Origin of the sequence: Mycobacterium sp. RTGN6, assembly GCF_033804605.1 — a bacterium.
Lineage (GTDB): Bacteria > Actinomycetota > Actinomycetes > Mycobacteriales > Mycobacteriaceae > Mycobacterium.
Genome location: NZ_JAPZKZ010000004.1, coordinates 465,983 through 482,357, shown reverse-complemented (window position 1 = coordinate 482,357; position 16,375 = coordinate 465,983). Strand labels below are relative to the sequence as shown.

The following is a 16,375-nucleotide window of genomic DNA, read 5'->3' as shown; positions in this document are numbered from 1 at the left end:
GGAGCCAGCTCACTCACGGGTCATCTCCTCCAGCCATTGAAGCCAGAAACCCCACTGGCTGTCGTCGCTGTGCATCCCCTCGTAGACCGATCCGGGTCCCGGCCAGGACCGCGGGTTGTTGGCAGGCCGCGGCGGCGTGTTGTACTTGATCGTCCCCTGACGAGAGACCACGCCTCGCGCACCGCGGCTCATGGAAACCCAGTTCTCGAGGTCGTCGGGTAGGACGGTGTTCTGCACGGTGGCACCGGCGCGCAGGATCTTTCGCACCTCCTCACTGACGTGCTTGGGGACGAGTTGCAACGTCCACCATTCGGTTGCGTCGGGCCCTCGGGGCACGAACCCGCCGATCGTGGGGAACATCGACTCGGGGTCAGGGAGCGGGAAGCTCGTGATGCCGGTTGCCGGAAAAAGCAGCCCGATCATGAGCCACCCGGCCAGGGGGTGCGTGCGCTCGATCCCTGTCGAGGCGAACAGCGGACCCAGCACGTCGGAGCACCCCCAACTCCCCGATCCGGCCATCCTGACCCAAAGGCCTTCGACCGTCCAGCCCTTCGGGTCGGTGCGGTCGGCGGTGATCACGCCGAGCTCGCCCATGGCGCGGTGCGTAGTGTGGAAGTGGTAGGCGTCGCCGGCGAACTGGTCGACGATCGCCTTCCAGTTGGCGTTCACGAACTGGCGTAGGGGCGGGCCCATGACGACCTGTTCGGTCTGGCCGTACAGCTGGTCGAAGTACCAGCACATCTCCTCGCCGAGGTACTCGTCCAACGGCTCCGGGTCCGGATCGAGGTTGGCGAAGATGACGCCGTGGCGCACGGCCACCGACGCCTTCCTCAGCCCGAGGCCCGACTTGTCCAGCTCTCCGTAGACCTCGCGCTCGAACGGGGCACTGAGCATCCGGCCTTCGCAGTCGAACGTCCAGCCGTGGTAGGGACACATGAAGTTCTTCGCGTTCCCCTCGTCGGCCCGACACAGCTCCGCCCCCCGATGGGCGCAGACGTTCAACACCGCCGCCACCGACCCTGACCGCGTTCTCGACACGATCACCTTGTCTTCGCCGATGGATCGCAGCACGAAGTCACCCGGCTTGGGGATCTCGCTGACGTGGCCCACGATGGTCCACGTTCGGGCGAAGAGCTTCTCGAGTTCCCAGCGGTAGACCTCCGGGTCAGACAACACCCGCAGTGCCACCTCCCGCTTGTCGAGGTCGACGAGCTCCCGAATGGTCCTTCCATCGGCCAGCATCGGCCCGATGCGCTGCCGTAAGTCCGGTTCGGTCAACATCTTTGGGACCTCCTCGTTGTGATTGAGTCAGATCAGGACGTTGGTGAAGTGGGCGGGGACCGCGGCCTGGTCCAGCAGAATGAGCCGGCTCGCCAAGCGCAGCCCCTCCGGAGTGCGACGGATGACGTCCTCCCGCTGGGCTGAGAAGACCTCGCAGCCGGGGGTGTCGAACCGGCTCCACAGCAGGACGATTGCGCTGGTCACCGCGTACTCATCGGCGACGCCTGCTTCATGCACCACAACGTTCGCCACGAGGCGGCGGGTCCGGGGTGCCGGGTCGCGGTCGTAGGCATACCGAATTGTCACGTTGCGCTGCACCCGCATGCCGAGCGACAGCCGATCGTCGTCGTAGTGGCTGGTTCGCTCGTCGAAGCCCTTACCGTCCCTGCGGAACAGCGACTTGCGCATCGGCATCCGGTAGGTGCAGTCGTCGGTGAGGAGTTCCAGCCATTCGAGCTGCCGGTCGTCGTTGAGGAGGTTCGCCTCGTCCACCAGGAAGGCCATGAACTCGCCATACGCGGGATCGGATGTGACCCGCTTCAAATTCGCGGGCGCCTCGAGGGCTGGCTCGGTTGTCGTCACGGCGTTCCTCCCAACGACTACAGCGCTGTAGTTCGTTAAACCTTGTGGTCAACAGTTTGACTATAGGGTCAACAGGTCCAAACATGTCGGCGATTGCCGATATTTCCTGGGCCCAATCGGCGAAGAAGTACTCCTTCGGGTGACCGGCTGTCCGTGACCCGCCGGCCACGCCAATGAACCGCGTTGTTGTTCGCCGCGTCAACCGCGAAAAGTGGTGCGGTGCAACCGACTCGCGAATCTAGTGCGCCGCGGAGTCCCAGCTACGGCCGTAACCGACGGAGACCTCCAGCGGTACGTCGAGTGCGTAGGCGCCGCCCATCTTGTCGCGCACCAACGCCTCCAGTGCTTCACGTTCGTCTGACACGACCTCGAACAGCAGTTCGTCGTGGACCTGGAGCAGCATCCGGGACTTCAGCCCGGCCTCCTTGACCGCCGTGTCGACGTTGATCATCGCGACCTTGATGATGTCGGCGGCGCTGCCCTGGATCGGTGCGTTGAGCGCGGCCCGTTCAGCGGCCTCGCGGACGTTTCGATTGCTGCTGTCTAGCTCGGGGAGATACCTCCGACGGCCGAACACCGTCGACGTATAGCCGTCCTTGCGGGCTTGGTCGACGACCTCATGCAGGTAGTCACGCACTCCGCCGAACCGGGCGAAGTACTGGTCCATCTGCTCCTTGGCTTCTTCGGTGCTGATCTTGAGCTGCGATGCCAGCCCGTACGCGCTGAGCCCGTACGCGAGCCCGTAGGACATGGCCTTCACCCGGCGCCGCAGCTCGGCGGTGACTTCGTCGATGGGCACGCCGAAGGCCCGCGACGCGACGAAGGAGTGCAGGTCCTCCCCCGTGTTGAAGGCTTCGATGAGCCCCTCGTCGCGAGACAGGTGGGCCATGATGCGCATCTCGATCTGGCTATAGTCGGCCGTCATCAACTCGGCGTACCCGGCGCCGACGACGAACCCGTCGCGGATCTGGCGGCCAGCCTCGGTGCGGATCGGGATGTTCTGCAGGTTGGGTTCGGTGGATGACAGCCGACCAGTAGCGGCGATGGTCTGATTGAACGTGGTGTGGATGCGCCCATCGGACGCAACGGAATTGAGCAGTCCGTCGACCGTGACCTTCAGTCGGGTGGCATCGCGATGGGCGAGCAGATGCTGCAGGAAGGGATGGCCGGTCTTGTCGAACAGCGTCTGCAACGCGTCGGCGTCGGTGGTGTATCCGGTCTTGGTGCGCTTGGTCTTCGGCATTTCGAGTTCGTCGAACAGCACTACCTGCAATTGCTTCGGCGAGCCGAGATTGATCTGCTTGCCGATCACCGAGTAGGCCGCCTCCGCGGCGTCGCGGATCTGGTCGGCGAATTGGCTCTGCAACGTGCCGAGCAGGTCAGGGTCGATCGCGATGCCGGTGTGCTCCAGATCCGCCAGCACTCGCTGGACCGGGAGTTCCATCTGCCCGAGCAGCGCCGACGAATCGATGCGAGCCAACTCCTCGTCGAGCGCGTCGGCGAGGTCGGCTACGGCGGACGCCCGAAGGATCAGCGTCTGGACGGCCTGATCGTCGACGCCGTCCTCGTCGTCGAGTAGCGAAAGTTGTTGTTGCTCGGGGTTTTCGGCGCGGAGTTCCCGGCGCAGGTAGCGCACGGCCAGATCGTCCAGTGCGAAGCTACGCTGACCGGGCCGCACCAGGTACGCCGCCAGTGCCGTATCCGAGGTCACGCCCTCGAGGTTCCAGCCGCGCCCGACGAGGTCGTGCATGGCCAGCTTGGCCTCGTGCAACGCCTTCGGCGCCCCCGGGTCGGACAACCATGCTGCCAGCGCCGTCTCGTCGGCGGAATCGATTGTGGCGGTGTCGATGTAGCAGCCCTCACCGTCGGACGCCACGATGGCCAGCGCGGTGGCGTCGGCGTCGAAGGCGAGATGGGTGCCGACGACCGCGAGCCCGAATCGAGTGCCAAGACTGTGCTCCGACAGCCAGGCCGCCAGCTGTCCGGGTTCCAGGGCGCCACCCTTGACGTCGAAGCCCTCTTCGACTTCGGGGTCCGCCGAGGCGAGCGTTTCGAACAGCCTGTCGCGCAGCACCCGGAACTCGAGATCGTCGAACAGTCGATGGATGTGGTCGCGGTCCCACGGCTGCATCCGCAACGTGTCGGGCGTCTGCGCCAGCGGCACGTCCTTGACGAGGTCGGTCAGTTCACGGTTGAGGATGACGTGAGAAAGGTTGGCGCGCAATGCATCACCAACCTTGCCCTTGACGGTGTCGACCTTGTCGACGAGCGCCTGCAGCGAGCCGTATTCCACGATCCACTTGGACGCCGTCTTCTCCCCCACCCCGGGGATGCCGGGCAGGTTGTCGCTCGGATCGCCGCGAAGGGCGGCGAAGTCGGGATACTGCGTGGGCGTCAGCCCGTACTTCGCGACGACGGCCTCTGGCGTGAACCTGGTGAGCTCGCTGACGCCCTTGATGGGATAGAGCACGGTGACGTCGTCGCTGACGAGTTGCAGCGCGTCGCGGTCGCCGGTGACGACGAGCACTCGGTAGCCTTCCTGCTCCGCCTGTGTCGCCAGCGTCGCGATGATGTCGTCGGCCTCGAATCCTTGTTCGGCGAGCGTGACGATGCCGAGCGCGCCGAGTACTTCCTTGGTGATGTCGATTTGGCCGCGGAACTCGTCGGGTGTCGCCGAGCGGCCCGCCTTGTACTCGGGGTACTTCTCCGATCGGAACGTCTGGCGCGACACGTCGAACGCGGCGCAGATGTGGCTGGGCTGCTCGTCGCGCAGCAGGTTGATCAGCATGGCGGTGAAGCCGTAGACCGCGTTCGTGGTCAGCCCGCCCTGGGTCTTGAAGTTCTCGGCGGGCAGCGCGTAGAACGCGCGGAACGCCAGCGAATTGCCGTCCAGCAGCATCAATGTCGATTTCGTGTCTGTCGCGGCGGGGCTCACGGCCCTACTCTATGCACCAGCGCTGACACGAAGCTCACTGTGCCGGACGCGCGCCCGGCTCGCCTGGACCCGGTACGGAACCGGGCGGCGGGCCGAGCTGACCGGTGCGGATCCAGTCGATCGCCATGTCATGAGGGTTCTGCGGGTCGACGACCACCGCGATGGTCGCGCCCGGCTGCGCCCGCGCCACGTGCATTTGCGTCACCACCTCGTCGAAGACGGCGCCGTAGGGCGGCGTCCCGTCGTCGCGCACAACGCTGCCCTGGATCCGCATCACGGGCGACATGTTCATGTACGACCCGACCTGCCAGACGCCCTCGATGGTGACGGTGGCGGGCAAGCCGGCGCCGTTGGTCAGCTGCGCATGGCGCATCATCTTCATGCCGATTTCGGAGGCGTCGGCCGCCTCGTGGATCCGGTTGGGAATGTCACCGATTTGGCCGAGGAATGACGACGGCCGCCCCTGCGACTCCAGGTACTGCTTGTTGGCGCCGTACATTCGCGCCCAGTCGTTGAACGGGTTGGGCATGTGAGGGTTCCCGGTCAGTAGCCCATGAACTTGCGGAACTGCTGGCCGACGGCCATCGACTGGCCCATCCGCTGCACCCAGCCGTCGAGCGCCGCCTTGGTGTCCGCCGGGTTCCAGCCGCGCTCCTGGGACAGGGTGATCATGCCGGCCTCGTCGTTGATGCCGCGGACCTGCGCATCACGGGCGAGGTCGGCGTAGTCCTGAAGCGAGATTCCGTTGATGGGCTGCCAGATCGGGTCGTCCGCGGCCACCGAGCGGGTCGACGGCCCACCCATAAAGGACGGGTCGATCATTCCTCCGGCGCCCTGGACGTGCACCGCCCCTTCACCCTGCGGCGGCGTAAAGGCCTGTTGTGCCTGTTGCGCTGCCTTCTTTGCCTTGTCGAAAAGTCCCATTTCGGTCTCCGCTCCTCGGGGCTCCGGACGCTGATGTCCGGGACGCTACTCCCGGGAGAAGTGCACCCGAGCCGGTTCGCTACCGATCCCAACTCATGGACCAAAACTGCAACACGTTTCAGTTCGGTGCCAGATCTCCGTTACGCTGACCGGGTGCCAGGAGCAACGGACGCCACGTCGCAACTACCGGCCGTCGACGGGTGGTTCGCCACCGACGACGCCGGACACACCCACCTCATCGCCGGGAAGTGCACTCAATGCGCGACCTACGTGTTCCCGCCGCGCGCCAACAACTGCCCCAACCCGGCGTGTGACGGCGACGAGCTCGAACAGGTTCCGATGTCCCGTCGCGGCACGTTGTGGAGCTACACCGAGAACCAGTACGCGCCGCCACCGCCGTACCCGTCGCCAGACCCGTTCGAGCCGTTCGCGGTCGCAGCCGTCGAACTGGCGGACGAGGGAATCATCGTGCTCGGCAAGGTGATCGAGGGCACGCTCGCTGCCGACCTCAAGGTCGGCATGGAGATGGAACTGACCACGATGCCGCTATACGTCGACGACGAGGGCGTCGAGCGGGTCGTCTATGCCTGGAGGATCGCGTCATGAGTCCGGAACCGCTGTACATCCTCGGCGCGGGCATGCACCCGTGGGGTAAGTGGGGCCGCGACTTCACCGAGTACGGCGTCGTCGCTGCGCGGTCCGCGCTGGCCGAGGCGGGCCTCGACTGGCGCCAGATCCAACTGGTTGCAGGCGCCGACACCATCCGCAACGGCTACCCGGGCTTCATCGCCGGTGCCACGTTCGCGCAGAAGCTCGGCTGGAACGGCGTGCCCGTCAGCTCGAGCTACGCGGCCTGCGCCAGCGGTTCGCAGGCCCTGCAGAGCGCGCGTGCGCAGATCTTGGCCGGCTTCTGCGACGTGGCTTTGGTCATCGGCGCCGACACCACCCCCAAGGGCTTCTTCGCACCCGTCGGCGGCGAACGCAAGAACGACCCGGACTGGCAGCGCTTCCACCTGATCGGCGCCACCAATCCGGTGTACTTCGCGCTGCTCGCACGCAGGCGCATGGACCTCTACGGCGCGACCCTCGAGGACTTCGCCCAGGTCAAGGTGAAGAACTCGAGGCACGGGCTCAACAATCCCAATGCCCGCTTCCGCAAGGAGAGTTCGGTCGAGGACGTGCTGGCCAGCCCCGTCGTCTCCGATCCGCTTCGGCTGCTGGACATCTGCGCCACCTCCGACGGTGCGGCCGCGCTGATCGTCGCGAGCAAGTCCTTCGCCGAGAAGCACCTGGGCTCCGTCGAGGGCGTGCCGTCGGTGCGGGCCGTCAGCACGGTGACACCGCGCTATCCGCAGCACCTACCCGAATTGCCGGACATCGCAACGGATTCCACGGCGGTCGTGCCCGGCCCCGAGCGCGTGTTCAAGGACCAGATTCTCGACGCCGCGTACGCCGAGGCGGGCATCGGACCCGAGGACGTCAGCCTGGCCGAGGTGTACGACCTGTCCACGGCATTGGAACTCGACTGGTACGAGCACCTCGGACTGTGCGCAAAGGGTGAGGCCGAGGCGCTGTTGCGCAGTGGCGCAACGACGATCGGCGGACGAGTCCCGGTCAACGCGTCCGGTGGGTTGGCGTGCTTCGGCGAGGCAATTCCTGCGCAGGCGATCGCGCAGGTCTGCGAACTCACCTGGCAACTGAAGGGCCAAGCCACCGGTCGGCAGGTCGAGGGCGCGACCGTCGGCGTCACCGCCAACCAAGGTCTGTTCGGACACGGCTCGTCGGTGATCGTCGCGCGATAGCCCGTCCCCACCACTCGCGAGCGCGCGTGTCTGCGGGCGACACGCCGCGGCGTGTCCCGAGTTTCCGCGCGCTCGGCGTTGAATGTGCCCATGCCCAGACTCCTTTCGGTCCGCGTGAAACCGGGCAGCCGCAAGGGTCCGTTCGTGGATGTCGGACCGAACGGTGACATCACCATCTACGTGCGCGAGGCGGCCGTCGAAGGCAAGGCCAACGATGCTGTCCTTCGAGTGTTGGCCGAACATCTCGGTGTACCGCGCAGCCGAGTGACGCTGGTCTCCGGCCGTACGTCACGCGTCAAGCGGTTTCGCATCGAGGACTAGCCCCGCGAGCGTGCGCAAACTCCCGATTGGCGTCGGCGTGTCGGCCGCAGACACGCGCGCTCGCGGGAGGAAAGGGACCAGGAGAGGTCAGGCGACGCCGAGGTAGGCGGCGCGAATGCTGTCGTCCGCCAATAGGTCACGCGCGACTCCGTGGCGCGTGATCCGGCCGGTCTCCAAGATGTAGGCCCGGTCCGATCGAGTCAGCGCTTGCTGAGCGTTCTGCTCGACGAGCAACACCGTGGTACCCGTCGAGTTTATCTCCGAGATGATCTTGAAGATCTGCGAAATCACCATGGGCGCAAGCCCCATCGACGGCTCGTCGAGTAGCAGTACCTTCGGTCGGGCCATCAGCGCGCGGCCGATGGCCAGCATCTGCTGCTCCCCACCCGACAAGGTGCCGCCGACCTGGGTGCGGCGCTCGGCTAGCCGCGGGAACGTCTCCAGCACCCAGTCGAACCGCTCGCGATGTTCCGACCTGGACGCGAACTTGCGCCCGTAACAACCCATTTCGAGGTTCTCCGCCACCGTCATGCCCGGGAACACGCCGCGCCCCTCGGGGGCCTGGATCAGCCCGTCGGTGACGCGGCGATGGGCCTTGACCTTCGAAACGTCCTGGCCGTCGAACCAAACCGACCCCGAGGTCAACGGGCGCAGCCCCGAGATGGCCCGCATCATCGTCGTCTTGCCCGCTCCGTTGGAACCGAGCAACGTCACCAGTTCGCCTTCGCGCACCGTCAGCGACACGCCGTGCAGTGCCTGAATCCGCCCGTAATGCACCACCACGTCGCGGACTTCGAGCAGCACGGGCCGCGGGTCCAGGTCGGACTGGGTCGACGATTCAGGCTCGGACGGCGACTCAGGAGAGTTCGTCATCGGGTACCCCCAGGTAGGCGGCGATGACCTTCGGGTCTTCGCGGATCTCGGCGGGCAGTCCATCGGCGATCTTGCGGCCGAACTCCAGCACGACGATTCGGTCGGTCACACCCATCACCAAACGCATGTCGTGTTCGATCAGCAGCACCGTGTAGCCGTCGTCGCGGATGGCGCGGATCAGGTCGATCAGAGCCGCCTTCTCGCTCGGATTGAAGCCCGCTGCGGGCTCGTCGAGGCACAGCAGCTTGGGTTCGGTCGCCAGCGCCCTTGCGATCTCGAGCCGACGCTGATCACCGTACGGCAGGTTCTTGGCCTTCTCCTCGCCGCGGTGCGCGATGCCGACGAACTGCAGTAGCGCCGCGGCCTTCTCGATGGCCGACTTCTCCTCACGCCGGTGCCGGGGCGTCCGGATCAGCGCACCAGGCACCGAGGTCAGGTGGCGAGCGTCGGTGCCGACGACGACGTTCTCGAGCGCCGTCATCTCGCCCCACAGCCGGATGTTCTGGAACGTCCTGGCGATCCCCCGGCGCGTGATCTGGTGGCGCTTGATCTTCCCCAAGGGAGCGCCGTCGAACGTCACCGAGCCCGAACTCGGCCGGTAGACACCGGTTATCGCGTTGAAGCACGTCGTCTTGCCCGCACCGTTGGGCCCGATGAGCCCCAGGATCTCGCCGCGCTTGATACCGAAGGTCACCGCGTCGAGCGCCGTCAATCCGCCGAACTTAACGGTGAGTTCGTTTGTCTGGAGCAGGGTTTCGCCCTCGGCGACCTTCACCTCGCGGTGCAGCGCGGCGAGTTCCTCGTCGATCTCGGGTTCTGTCATGCCGCCGCCTTCTCGTCATCCGCACGGCGCAGCAAGTTTCGAGCCGACTTGCCGTAGGCGAGCAGCTGCTGGCGGACCGGGAAGAGCCCCTGTGGCCTGAAAATCATCAACACCACCAGGGCCAACCCGAAGAACAGGTACTTCAGGTCACCGAGGTTCACTCCGAGAAAGTGCACCCCGAGCAGCCGGTTCGGCAGGTAGACGATGATGAACGCCCCGAAGATGACGCCCAGCTTGTTGCCCTGACCGCCGAGCACGACGGCGACCAGGAACAGCATCGAATTGATGATGTTGAAGTTGGTCGGCGCGACGTATTGAACCTGGCCTGCGTACAGCGCACCGGACAACCCGCCGATCCCCGCGCCGATCACGAACGCCCATAACTTGAACTTGAAGGTGTTGACGCCCATCACCTCTGCGGCGTCCTCGTCCTCCCGGATCGCGACCCAGGCCCGACCCACCCGGCTGCGCTCCAGATTGCCGACGAACAACAGGATGACGATCATCAACGCCAGGCCCAGCCAGAACCACCAAGTGCCGTAGTTCATGTCGCCCGAGGCATTGCCGTTGGAGAAGACGCCGTTGGGCCGTTGCTCGTTCTCGAGCAGCCGCGGATACGCAATCCGGTCGAGTCCGCGTGAGCCATTGGTGATGTCGGCGAGGTTGTCCGCGAGCAGGCGGATGATCTCGCCGAAGCCGAGCGTGACGATCGCAAGGTAGTCGCCACGCAGGCGCAGGGTGGGGATGCCAAGGATCAAGCCGGCCAGTGCGGTCACCGCCATCGCCAACGGCACGCACGCGAGCCACGCCCAGTCCTTGCTCAGGAATCCGTCGTCACCGACCTGATTCCACGGGCTGGTCGGGCTGGTGAGCAGGGCGACCGTGTACGCACCGACGGCATAGAAGCCGACGTAGCCGAGGTCGAGGAGGCCGGCCTGCCCGACAACGACGTTGAGCCCGATGGCGATGATCGCGATCATCACGAACGCCGCCATGGTGCCGCCGAAGCTGATCCCTGGCGTGTCCAAGAACGCCGGCGTGAAGATCGGAAGCAGTGCCAGCAGCCCGAAGAGCACGACCCCGACGACCCACTTCGCCATCCGGTCGAGATCCGCCCACCACTGACGCAGGACGTCGCCGGGCGCCAGCAGGCCGCTCACCTTCGACGTCCCGGTGTCTTCGGGTCCCCGGTGGGTCATGCGCGCGCCTTTCCGAGGCTTTCACCCAGAATGCCCGTCGGCCGGATCAACAGCACCAGCACGAGCAGGACGAACGCCACCACGTCGCGCCACTGCGTGCCGAACACGGCCTGGCCGTAGTTCTCCATGATCCCCAGCAGCAGCCCGCCGAGCAATGCACCGCGCAGGTTTCCGATGCCGCCCAGCACCGCCGCGGAAAAGGCCTTGATGCCCAGCAGGAAGCCGCCCGAATAGATGATGCCCTGCGGCACCTTGAGCATGTACAGCAGCGCCGCAGCTCCCGCGAGCACGCCACCGATCAAGAACGTGGTCATGATGATGCGCTCACGGGACACGCCCATGAGCGTCGCGGTCGTCGAATCCTGTGCGACGGCCCGGATTCCGCGGCCGAACTTGGTGCGGTTGATCGCGATGTCCGTCAACACCGCGAGCACCGTGGCGGCGATGACGATGACGATCGTGACGTTGGAGACGGTCGCGCCGAAGATGGTGAACTGGGTCTTGGGCTGCACCAGGATGATCGGCTGCTGCGCGTTTGACCCGCCGTAGCCCTCGATGATGTGCGGCAGGATGAAGTGGACGAACTCCTGCAGCACGAACGACATGCCGATCGCCGTGATGAGGAACGTCAACGGCCGCGCGTTGCGTCGCCGAAGTGGCCGGTAGGCAACGGCTTCCAACCCCAACGCCGCCGAACCCGACACCAGCATCGCGAAGATCATCGCGATCGCCAGGTAGAGGATCGTCAGCCCGATGCCCTTGTTGTAGGCGTTACCGCTGGGGCTGAAGCCGAGGATGAAGTCGAGGCAGAAGTACGCGCCGAACATGCCGAGCATGAAGATCTCGGAGTGCGCGAAGTTGATGAGCCGAAGCACGCCGAACACCAGCGTGTACCCGACGGCCACCAACGCGTAGATCGCCCCCCACGACAACCCGTCGATCGTCAACTGCCAGAAGCCGTCGAGCAGACCATCGACGTTGAAGTTGATGTTGGCTGCCTGACAGGCGAATTGGTCGACGCACTCGTGGATCATCCGGTGGCGGCTCCTCGCGAAGGGGTGTCGATACGAGACGCGCCCGAGACGACTCGGTCTCGGGCGCGTCCCGTATCAGCGACTGACTACTGAACCTTGTAGATCCAGACGAGGGTGGACGTGAGCTCACCCTTGTCGGTCCACTGGTAGTTACGGGCGACGCCCTGCCCGTTGTAGTTCTTCACGAAGTCCAGCAGCGCAGGACGGGTGATCGCGCCGGAGTCGATGCCCTTCAGCAGGATGGTGCCGAGGTCGTAGCCCTCGGTGCTGTAAGTGCCCGGCTCCTGGCCCGCCGACTTGGTGTACGCCTCGACGAACGGCCCGGTGGCCGGGCCGCACGGGCAGGACAGGATGGCGTCCTTCGACGACTCACCCGCCTGCTTGACGAACTCCTGGTCCTTGGTGCCGTCGGCGCTGACGAACGTCGCCTCGACACCGCCGTCCTTCAGCTGCTGCACGAACGGAGCAGCCTCCGAGTAGTACCCGCTGAAGAAGACCGCCTTCGGGCTGATGCCCTTGATCTGCGTGACGGCGGCGGAGAAGTCCTTGTCGCCCTTCTTCACCTGGATGTTGCAGCCCGAGTCCGCAACCGGTCCGAGCGTGTCGCGAACCGCCTCGGCCAGGCCGACGCCATAGTCGGTGCTGTCGTCCACGACGCAGATCTTGTCGAACTTCAGCGTGTCCTTGAGGTAGTTGGCCACTGACGGGCCCTGGACCGCGTCATTGGCCAGCCCGCGGAAGAACGTCTTCCATCCGTTCTCACTGAGCGTCGGATTGGTCGCCGACGCCGTGACCGACACCAGACCGGCCTGGTCGAACACCGTGCCGGTGGCCTTGGTCTCGCCCGAGAACGCGGGGCCGACCAGTCCGATCGTGTACTGGTCGTCGACGATCTGCGGCGCGATCCCGGTGGCCTTCTGCGGATCGCCCTCGGTGTCGAAGTCCTTCAGCTGCACCTGGCAGCCGGGATTGGCCGTGTTGTGCTCGTCGACGGCGAGCTTCACGCCGTTCTTGATGTTGATGCCGAGCGCGGCGTCCGGTCCCGTGAGCGCGCCTGCCATCGCGATCGACAGCGGCGGGCAAGTCGCCTTGCCATCGCCGGCGGGATCGGCGGGTTTTGTGCCCTCGGCGGCCTTGACCTCCACACCCTTTTCGTCGACCTGAACCTGCTCGACGATCTTCAAGTTCGACTGCGACGACCCGCTCTCCTGTTCGGGCGTGGACTGATTGCAGCCGGCAATACCGACCACGATCAAGCCCGCGCTCCCGAGAGCAAATGCACTACGTGCCACGCGACTGCGCACGTTCCACCTCCGAATCAGGGTTGTCATCGGCATCGGCGACGCAATACACGTCCGCCGAGCGCCGATGCTTCGGGTAGAACATAGCCAACGCGTGGCCCACATGCGTGATGTTGGGAAATGCGGGCTGCGTATCCGCTGTGCGATGGGGTCGATCGGCGTGTCAGGAAACGCACTGTTTACGCGTCGCCCGGCGTATCGAGGGTCTCCAGCACGACCTCGGCGACCCGCTTCATCGTCGTTCGACGATCCATCGCGGCGCGTTGAATCCATTTGAACGCCTCGGGTTCCGACATCCCCTGCTTGGCTTGCAGCAAACCCTTTGCGCGCTCGACGAGCTTGCGGGTCTCGAGCCGGTCCGACAGCGTTTCGACTTCCTTCTCGAGCGCGGCGAGCTCGCCGAACCGGCTAACCGCCAATTCGATCGCGGGAATGAGGTCGGTGATCGAGAACGGCTTCACGAGGTATGCCATCGCCCCTGCGTCACGGGCACGTTCGACGAGTTCGCGCTGGGAGAAGGCCGTCAGCACGACGATCGGCGCGATCCGCTTCTGCGCGATCTCCGCGGCGGCGTCGATGCCGTCCCTCCGCGGCATCTTGACGTCCATGATCACCAGGTCGGGCCTGAGGCTTTCGGCTAGCTCGACGGCCGCTTGCCCATCGCCCGCCTCGCCGACGACGTCGTAACCCTCTTCCCGAAGCATCTCGGCGAGGTCGAGGCGAATCAATGCTTCGTCCTCGGCGATGAGAACACGGTGCGGCTTGTCAGCGTCCGTCGATGACTCGGTCATGTGCACATCATCCCGTGGTGAGCGCCGTTCAGCGACCGCGGGGCCGTGACCGACGGATTCGGCCATCCCTTATGGTGAATAGCCGCACCACCGCCGCCCCCGTATCCCAACTGGCAGAGGAAACGGATTCAAAACCCGTCCAGTGTGAGTTCGAATCTCACCGGGGGCACCAGTTCAGCAGGCGCAGTTTCTAGGCGGTCCTCAAAGTGCAGCGTCCCCGGCGAGGTGATCCTCGCCGGGGACGCTGTCACTCAGAGTGCACCTAGGGCTATGACTCCCCGCCACCGTCGGTGCTGGAGCCGTCGGCACCTTCGGCTCCAACCTTCACCTTGAGCTCGTCACCGGAGCCGTGCTTGCGGTGCCGCTCGTTGTTGCCATCACCCTTGGACTTGGCCTCGGAGTCACCGGACTTGGCCTCGGACTTCTTGTCCTTTTCCGCGCCGTCCGACTTCTTGTCCGGGTCGTCCGACTTCTTGTTCGACTCATCGGACTTCTTGTCTGACTCATCTGACTTCGGGTCGGATGCGGCCGGCTTCTCCGCCGGCGTGTCGGCCGGCTTCTCGGTAGTCGTCGACTCCGTGGACGCAGGCGTCGTGGTGGGCTCCGTCGCCGCTGGCGTCTCGGTGGCCGCCGCAGGCTCGGTTGCCTTCACGGGCTCGGCTGCAGGAACCGTCGGCTCGGTCACCGCCGCCTCGGCCGCGGCCGGCGTGGCGGCGGCTCCCTCGGCGGCAGCGGCCTTCGGATCCTCGGCGGCTGCTGCGTCGGCCTCCTTGGCCTCACCCTGGGCCGACTCTGTGGTCGCGGACGCCGAATCTGCTTCTGCGGCAGCGGTTGTCGCGTCCGAAGACTCCACACTGGCCACGCGCAACGACAGCGGTGCGGCGGCCGGAGGCGGAGGCTGAATCCCGATACTGGCCAGAGCCTGAGCGATCGCGTTCACGATCGCGTTGGCGATCTGCTGCCCTAGCGTCTGAACGAGGGCTTGCGTGACGGCGTTGGCGATGGCCTGGGCGATCTGTTGCACGAACGCCTGCAGGGCCGCTGCCAGCGGATCGATCGGGTCCGGCGGGTCGGTCGGATCCGTCGGGTTCTGCGGATGAGCGGCGAGCCAGTCGCGCAGGTAGTCGTAGATGACCTGCTTCTCGGTTCCGTCCTGCGTCCACAGCCCGTAGTTGGCGTCCGGGTTGGTGCTACCGGTCGCGGTGTCGCGGCCGGTGTACAGGAAGATGGGGCCGGCCTGGGCAAGGAAGTCGGGATCGTCCCAGTGCTCGAGTAGATCCGCGATGTAGTCGCGCTGCGTCTGCTGGCTGACGGTGTGGATGACGCCTTGCGTATCGGTGTAGGTGTACGTCGGCACGCCGAACTCGGAGATCCAGACCTTCTTGCCGGGGATCAGCGCCATCAGGTCCTTGACCTGGTTGTACGCGGTATCGTCGGCCCACGCCCCGTAGACGTTGGGGTCGAGATTGCCCGCAGAGAAGGCCAGTGACTCGTCGTAGGGGTGGTACGACAGGGCGTCGAAGTAGTTCCGAATGTCCGGGTCGGCGGCGATCATCGCATTCAGGAAGTCAACCGGGTCCATCGTGAAGTTGCCGAAGTTGATCACGTGGCCGACCGCGCCCGCGACGACGGTGGCGGTGGGATCGGCCGGCTTGATGACTTGGTAGGCCGCTTTCACCAGGGCGGCGTACGCCGCGGGGTCGATGGGGTTCGAGAACAGCACCGCGTTCGGCTCGTTCCAGATCTCGTACGCCGACACGATGGAGGCGTATGAGGTCTGAACCCCATTGACGTCGACCGTATGGGCGACGAAGTCCTGCATGAACGCCGCAAACGCAGCAGGGTCAGGCGTCCCGGTGCCGGTGTAGGAGATCTGCCCGTCCGCCGTGGCCCAGGACGGGGTGCTGTTGATCTCCGCCAGCACGCCCATGTTGCGTTCCGCGGCCGCGTCCATCACCTCGTCCAGGAACTGGAAGATGTAGTCGTTGCTCGGGTGGGCAGCGTCGACCGGATTGAACTCGATGAGCGACCACGGCACGAACACGCGGATGTTCTCGACACCGAGTGCTTGCATCTGGTCGAGCTGGGCGTCGATGTCCGCTCGCGTCTGCCCGTACAGGGGCGACACGGCAATGCCCACGGTGGAGGGCGAGACGGTGATTTCCGCGACCTGTTCGTACTCGTAGGCAGCTATACGCGGCGGCGTCGGCACCAACATGTTGCATGCGTAAGCGCTCACCATCGCGACGGGAAGGGCGGCAATCACACTGCGGGTGGCCAGCGTGCGGAAGACACCCTTCGTCGTGGCCTTCTTCATGGTTTCTCCTACTTTCGCGGGTAAGGGAATCGTCGTCCCCGTCAACGGGTTGACCTAATTTACTCAGCTGACAGCAAATTTTGCTAGCTATTTGAAAGAACTGCAGTCCAACTTTCTGTAGTAAGCCTTTTTGTATCCCTACCAATGGTATTTTTTGACGGCTATTTGCAATTCTGGCAAACACCACCATCT

General features: G+C 65.3%; 15 protein-coding genes and 1 tRNA gene. 4 read left to right on the top strand and 12 right to left on the bottom strand.

Features of this window, described 5'->3' with window-relative positions:
• Positions 1-9: 9 nt before the first annotated feature.
• From SLQ33_RS13185 to SLQ33_RS13165, 5 genes are all read right to left on the bottom strand, one after another.
• Positions 10-1,281 (bottom strand): aromatic ring-hydroxylating dioxygenase subunit alpha, encoded by a 1,272-nt coding sequence (locus SLQ33_RS13185; protein ID WP_319454276.1) that lies wholly within the window; start codon positions 1,279-1,281, stop codon positions 10-12.
• Between the two features lie 27 nt (positions 1,282-1,308).
• On the bottom strand, positions 1,309-1,863 hold the full coding sequence (locus SLQ33_RS13180; protein WP_319454275.1) for an aromatic-ring-hydroxylating dioxygenase subunit beta: 555 nt from the start codon (positions 1,861-1,863) through the stop codon (positions 1,309-1,311).
• Between the two features lie 238 nt (positions 1,864-2,101).
• Positions 2,102-4,762, bottom strand: coding sequence for a DNA polymerase I (gene polA, locus SLQ33_RS13175; protein ID WP_319454373.1), 2,661 nt, complete (start codon positions 4,760-4,762; stop codon positions 2,102-2,104).
• A gap of 70 nt (positions 4,763-4,832) precedes the next feature.
• On the bottom strand, positions 4,833-5,327 hold the full coding sequence (locus SLQ33_RS13170) for a hypothetical protein (RefSeq protein ID WP_319454274.1): 495 nt from the start codon (positions 5,325-5,327) through the stop codon (positions 4,833-4,835).
• 14 nt (positions 5,328-5,341) lie between these two features.
• Positions 5,342-5,722, bottom strand: coding sequence for a hypothetical protein (locus SLQ33_RS13165; protein WP_319454273.1), 381 nt, complete (start codon positions 5,720-5,722; stop codon positions 5,342-5,344).
• Between the two features lie 153 nt (positions 5,723-5,875).
• Here SLQ33_RS13165 and SLQ33_RS13160 point away from each other — a divergent pair, with 153 nt between their 5' ends.
• The 3 genes from SLQ33_RS13160 to SLQ33_RS13150 all read left to right on the top strand — a co-directional run bounded on the left by SLQ33_RS13160 (position 5,876) and on the right by SLQ33_RS13150 (position 7,845).
• On the top strand, positions 5,876-6,328 hold the full coding sequence (locus SLQ33_RS13160) for a Zn-ribbon domain-containing OB-fold protein (RefSeq protein ID WP_319454272.1): 453 nt from the start codon (positions 5,876-5,878) through the stop codon (positions 6,326-6,328).
• Positions 6,325-7,524 carry a lipid-transfer protein gene (locus SLQ33_RS13155; RefSeq protein WP_319454271.1) on the top strand — a complete coding sequence of 400 codons (1,200 nt, stop codon included), beginning with the start codon at positions 6,325-6,327 and terminating at the stop codon, positions 7,522-7,524. Before SLQ33_RS13160 ends, SLQ33_RS13155 begins: the two co-directional genes overlap by 4 nt.
• A gap of 90 nt (positions 7,525-7,614) precedes the next feature.
• Complete coding sequence (locus SLQ33_RS13150) at positions 7,615-7,845, top strand: DUF167 domain-containing protein (RefSeq protein ID WP_319454270.1); 231 nt, start codon at positions 7,615-7,617, stop codon at positions 7,843-7,845.
• A gap of 87 nt (positions 7,846-7,932) precedes the next feature.
• Here the strand turns inward: SLQ33_RS13150 and SLQ33_RS13145 are convergent, their stop codons facing one another.
• The 6 genes from SLQ33_RS13145 to SLQ33_RS13120 all read right to left on the bottom strand — a co-directional run bounded on the left by SLQ33_RS13145 (position 7,933) and on the right by SLQ33_RS13120 (position 13,866).
• Entirely contained in the window at positions 7,933-8,718 is a 786-nt protein-coding gene (locus tag SLQ33_RS13145; protein ID WP_319454269.1) for an ABC transporter ATP-binding protein, read from the bottom strand.
• Positions 8,702-9,541: an ABC transporter ATP-binding protein gene (locus SLQ33_RS13140; RefSeq protein ID WP_319454268.1), complete on the bottom strand. Its 840-nt coding sequence runs from the start codon at positions 9,539-9,541 to the stop codon at positions 8,702-8,704. Before SLQ33_RS13140 ends, SLQ33_RS13145 begins: the two co-directional genes overlap by 17 nt.
• Positions 9,538-10,740: a branched-chain amino acid ABC transporter permease gene (locus SLQ33_RS13135; RefSeq protein WP_319454267.1), complete on the bottom strand. Its 1,203-nt coding sequence runs from the start codon at positions 10,738-10,740 to the stop codon at positions 9,538-9,540. Before SLQ33_RS13135 ends, SLQ33_RS13140 begins: the two co-directional genes overlap by 4 nt.
• A complete protein-coding gene (locus SLQ33_RS13130; protein WP_319454266.1) occupies positions 10,737-11,774 on the bottom strand; it encodes a branched-chain amino acid ABC transporter permease in 1,038 nt (345 codons plus the stop codon). Before SLQ33_RS13130 ends, SLQ33_RS13135 begins: the two co-directional genes overlap by 4 nt.
• An 86-nt stretch (positions 11,775-11,860) precedes the next feature.
• Entirely contained in the window at positions 11,861-13,078 is a 1,218-nt protein-coding gene (locus SLQ33_RS13125; protein WP_319454265.1) for a branched-chain amino acid ABC transporter substrate-binding protein, read from the bottom strand.
• 176 nt (positions 13,079-13,254) lie between these two features.
• The gene (locus SLQ33_RS13120; RefSeq protein WP_319454264.1) at positions 13,255-13,866 is read right to left on the bottom strand and encodes an ANTAR domain-containing response regulator; all 612 of its coding nucleotides are present in this window, start codon (positions 13,864-13,866) and stop codon (positions 13,255-13,257) included.
• A gap of 95 nt (positions 13,867-13,961) precedes the next feature.
• Here SLQ33_RS13120 and SLQ33_RS13115 point away from each other — a divergent pair.
• A tRNA-Leu gene (locus tag SLQ33_RS13115) sits at positions 13,962-14,038 on the top strand.
• A 96-nt stretch (positions 14,039-14,134) separates the two neighbouring features.
• Here the strand turns inward: SLQ33_RS13115 and SLQ33_RS13110 are convergent.
• Entirely contained in the window at positions 14,135-16,183 is a 2,049-nt protein-coding gene (locus SLQ33_RS13110; RefSeq protein ID WP_319454263.1) for a cellulase family glycosylhydrolase, read from the bottom strand.
• Between the last annotated feature and the right edge of the window lie 192 nt (positions 16,184-16,375).

Coding starts and splice junctions, on each gene's coding strand:
- SLQ33_RS13185 (WP_319454276.1), bottom strand. CDS start 1,281: ATGTTGACCGAACCGGACTTACGGCAGCGCATCGGGCCGATGCTGGCC.
- SLQ33_RS13155 (WP_319454271.1), top strand. CDS start 6,325: ATGAGTCCGGAACCGCTGTACATCCTCGGCGCGGGCATGCACCCGTGG.
- SLQ33_RS13165 (WP_319454273.1), bottom strand. CDS start 5,722: ATGGGACTTTTCGACAAGGCAAAGAAGGCAGCGCAACAGGCACAACAG.
- SLQ33_RS13120 (WP_319454264.1), bottom strand. CDS start 13,866: ATGACCGAGTCATCGACGGACGCTGACAAGCCGCACCGTGTTCTCATC.
- polA (WP_319454373.1), bottom strand. CDS start 4,762: ATGCTGCTGGACGGCAATTCGCTGGCGTTCCGCGCGTTCTACGCGCTG.
- SLQ33_RS13170 (WP_319454274.1), bottom strand. CDS start 5,327: ATGCCCAACCCGTTCAACGACTGGGCGCGAATGTACGGCGCCAACAAG.
- SLQ33_RS13130 (WP_319454266.1), bottom strand. CDS start 11,774: ATGATCCACGAGTGCGTCGACCAATTCGCCTGTCAGGCAGCCAACATC.
- SLQ33_RS13140 (WP_319454268.1), bottom strand. CDS start 9,541: ATGACAGAACCCGAGATCGACGAGGAACTCGCCGCGCTGCACCGCGAG.
- SLQ33_RS13150 (WP_319454270.1), top strand. CDS start 7,615: ATGCCCAGACTCCTTTCGGTCCGCGTGAAACCGGGCAGCCGCAAGGGT.
- SLQ33_RS13135 (WP_319454267.1), bottom strand. CDS start 10,740: ATGACCCACCGGGGACCCGAAGACACCGGGACGTCGAAGGTGAGCGGC.
- SLQ33_RS13110 (WP_319454263.1), bottom strand. CDS start 16,183: ATGAAGAAGGCCACGACGAAGGGTGTCTTCCGCACGCTGGCCACCCGC.
- SLQ33_RS13145 (WP_319454269.1), bottom strand. CDS start 8,718: ATGACGAACTCTCCTGAGTCGCCGTCCGAGCCTGAATCGTCGACCCAG.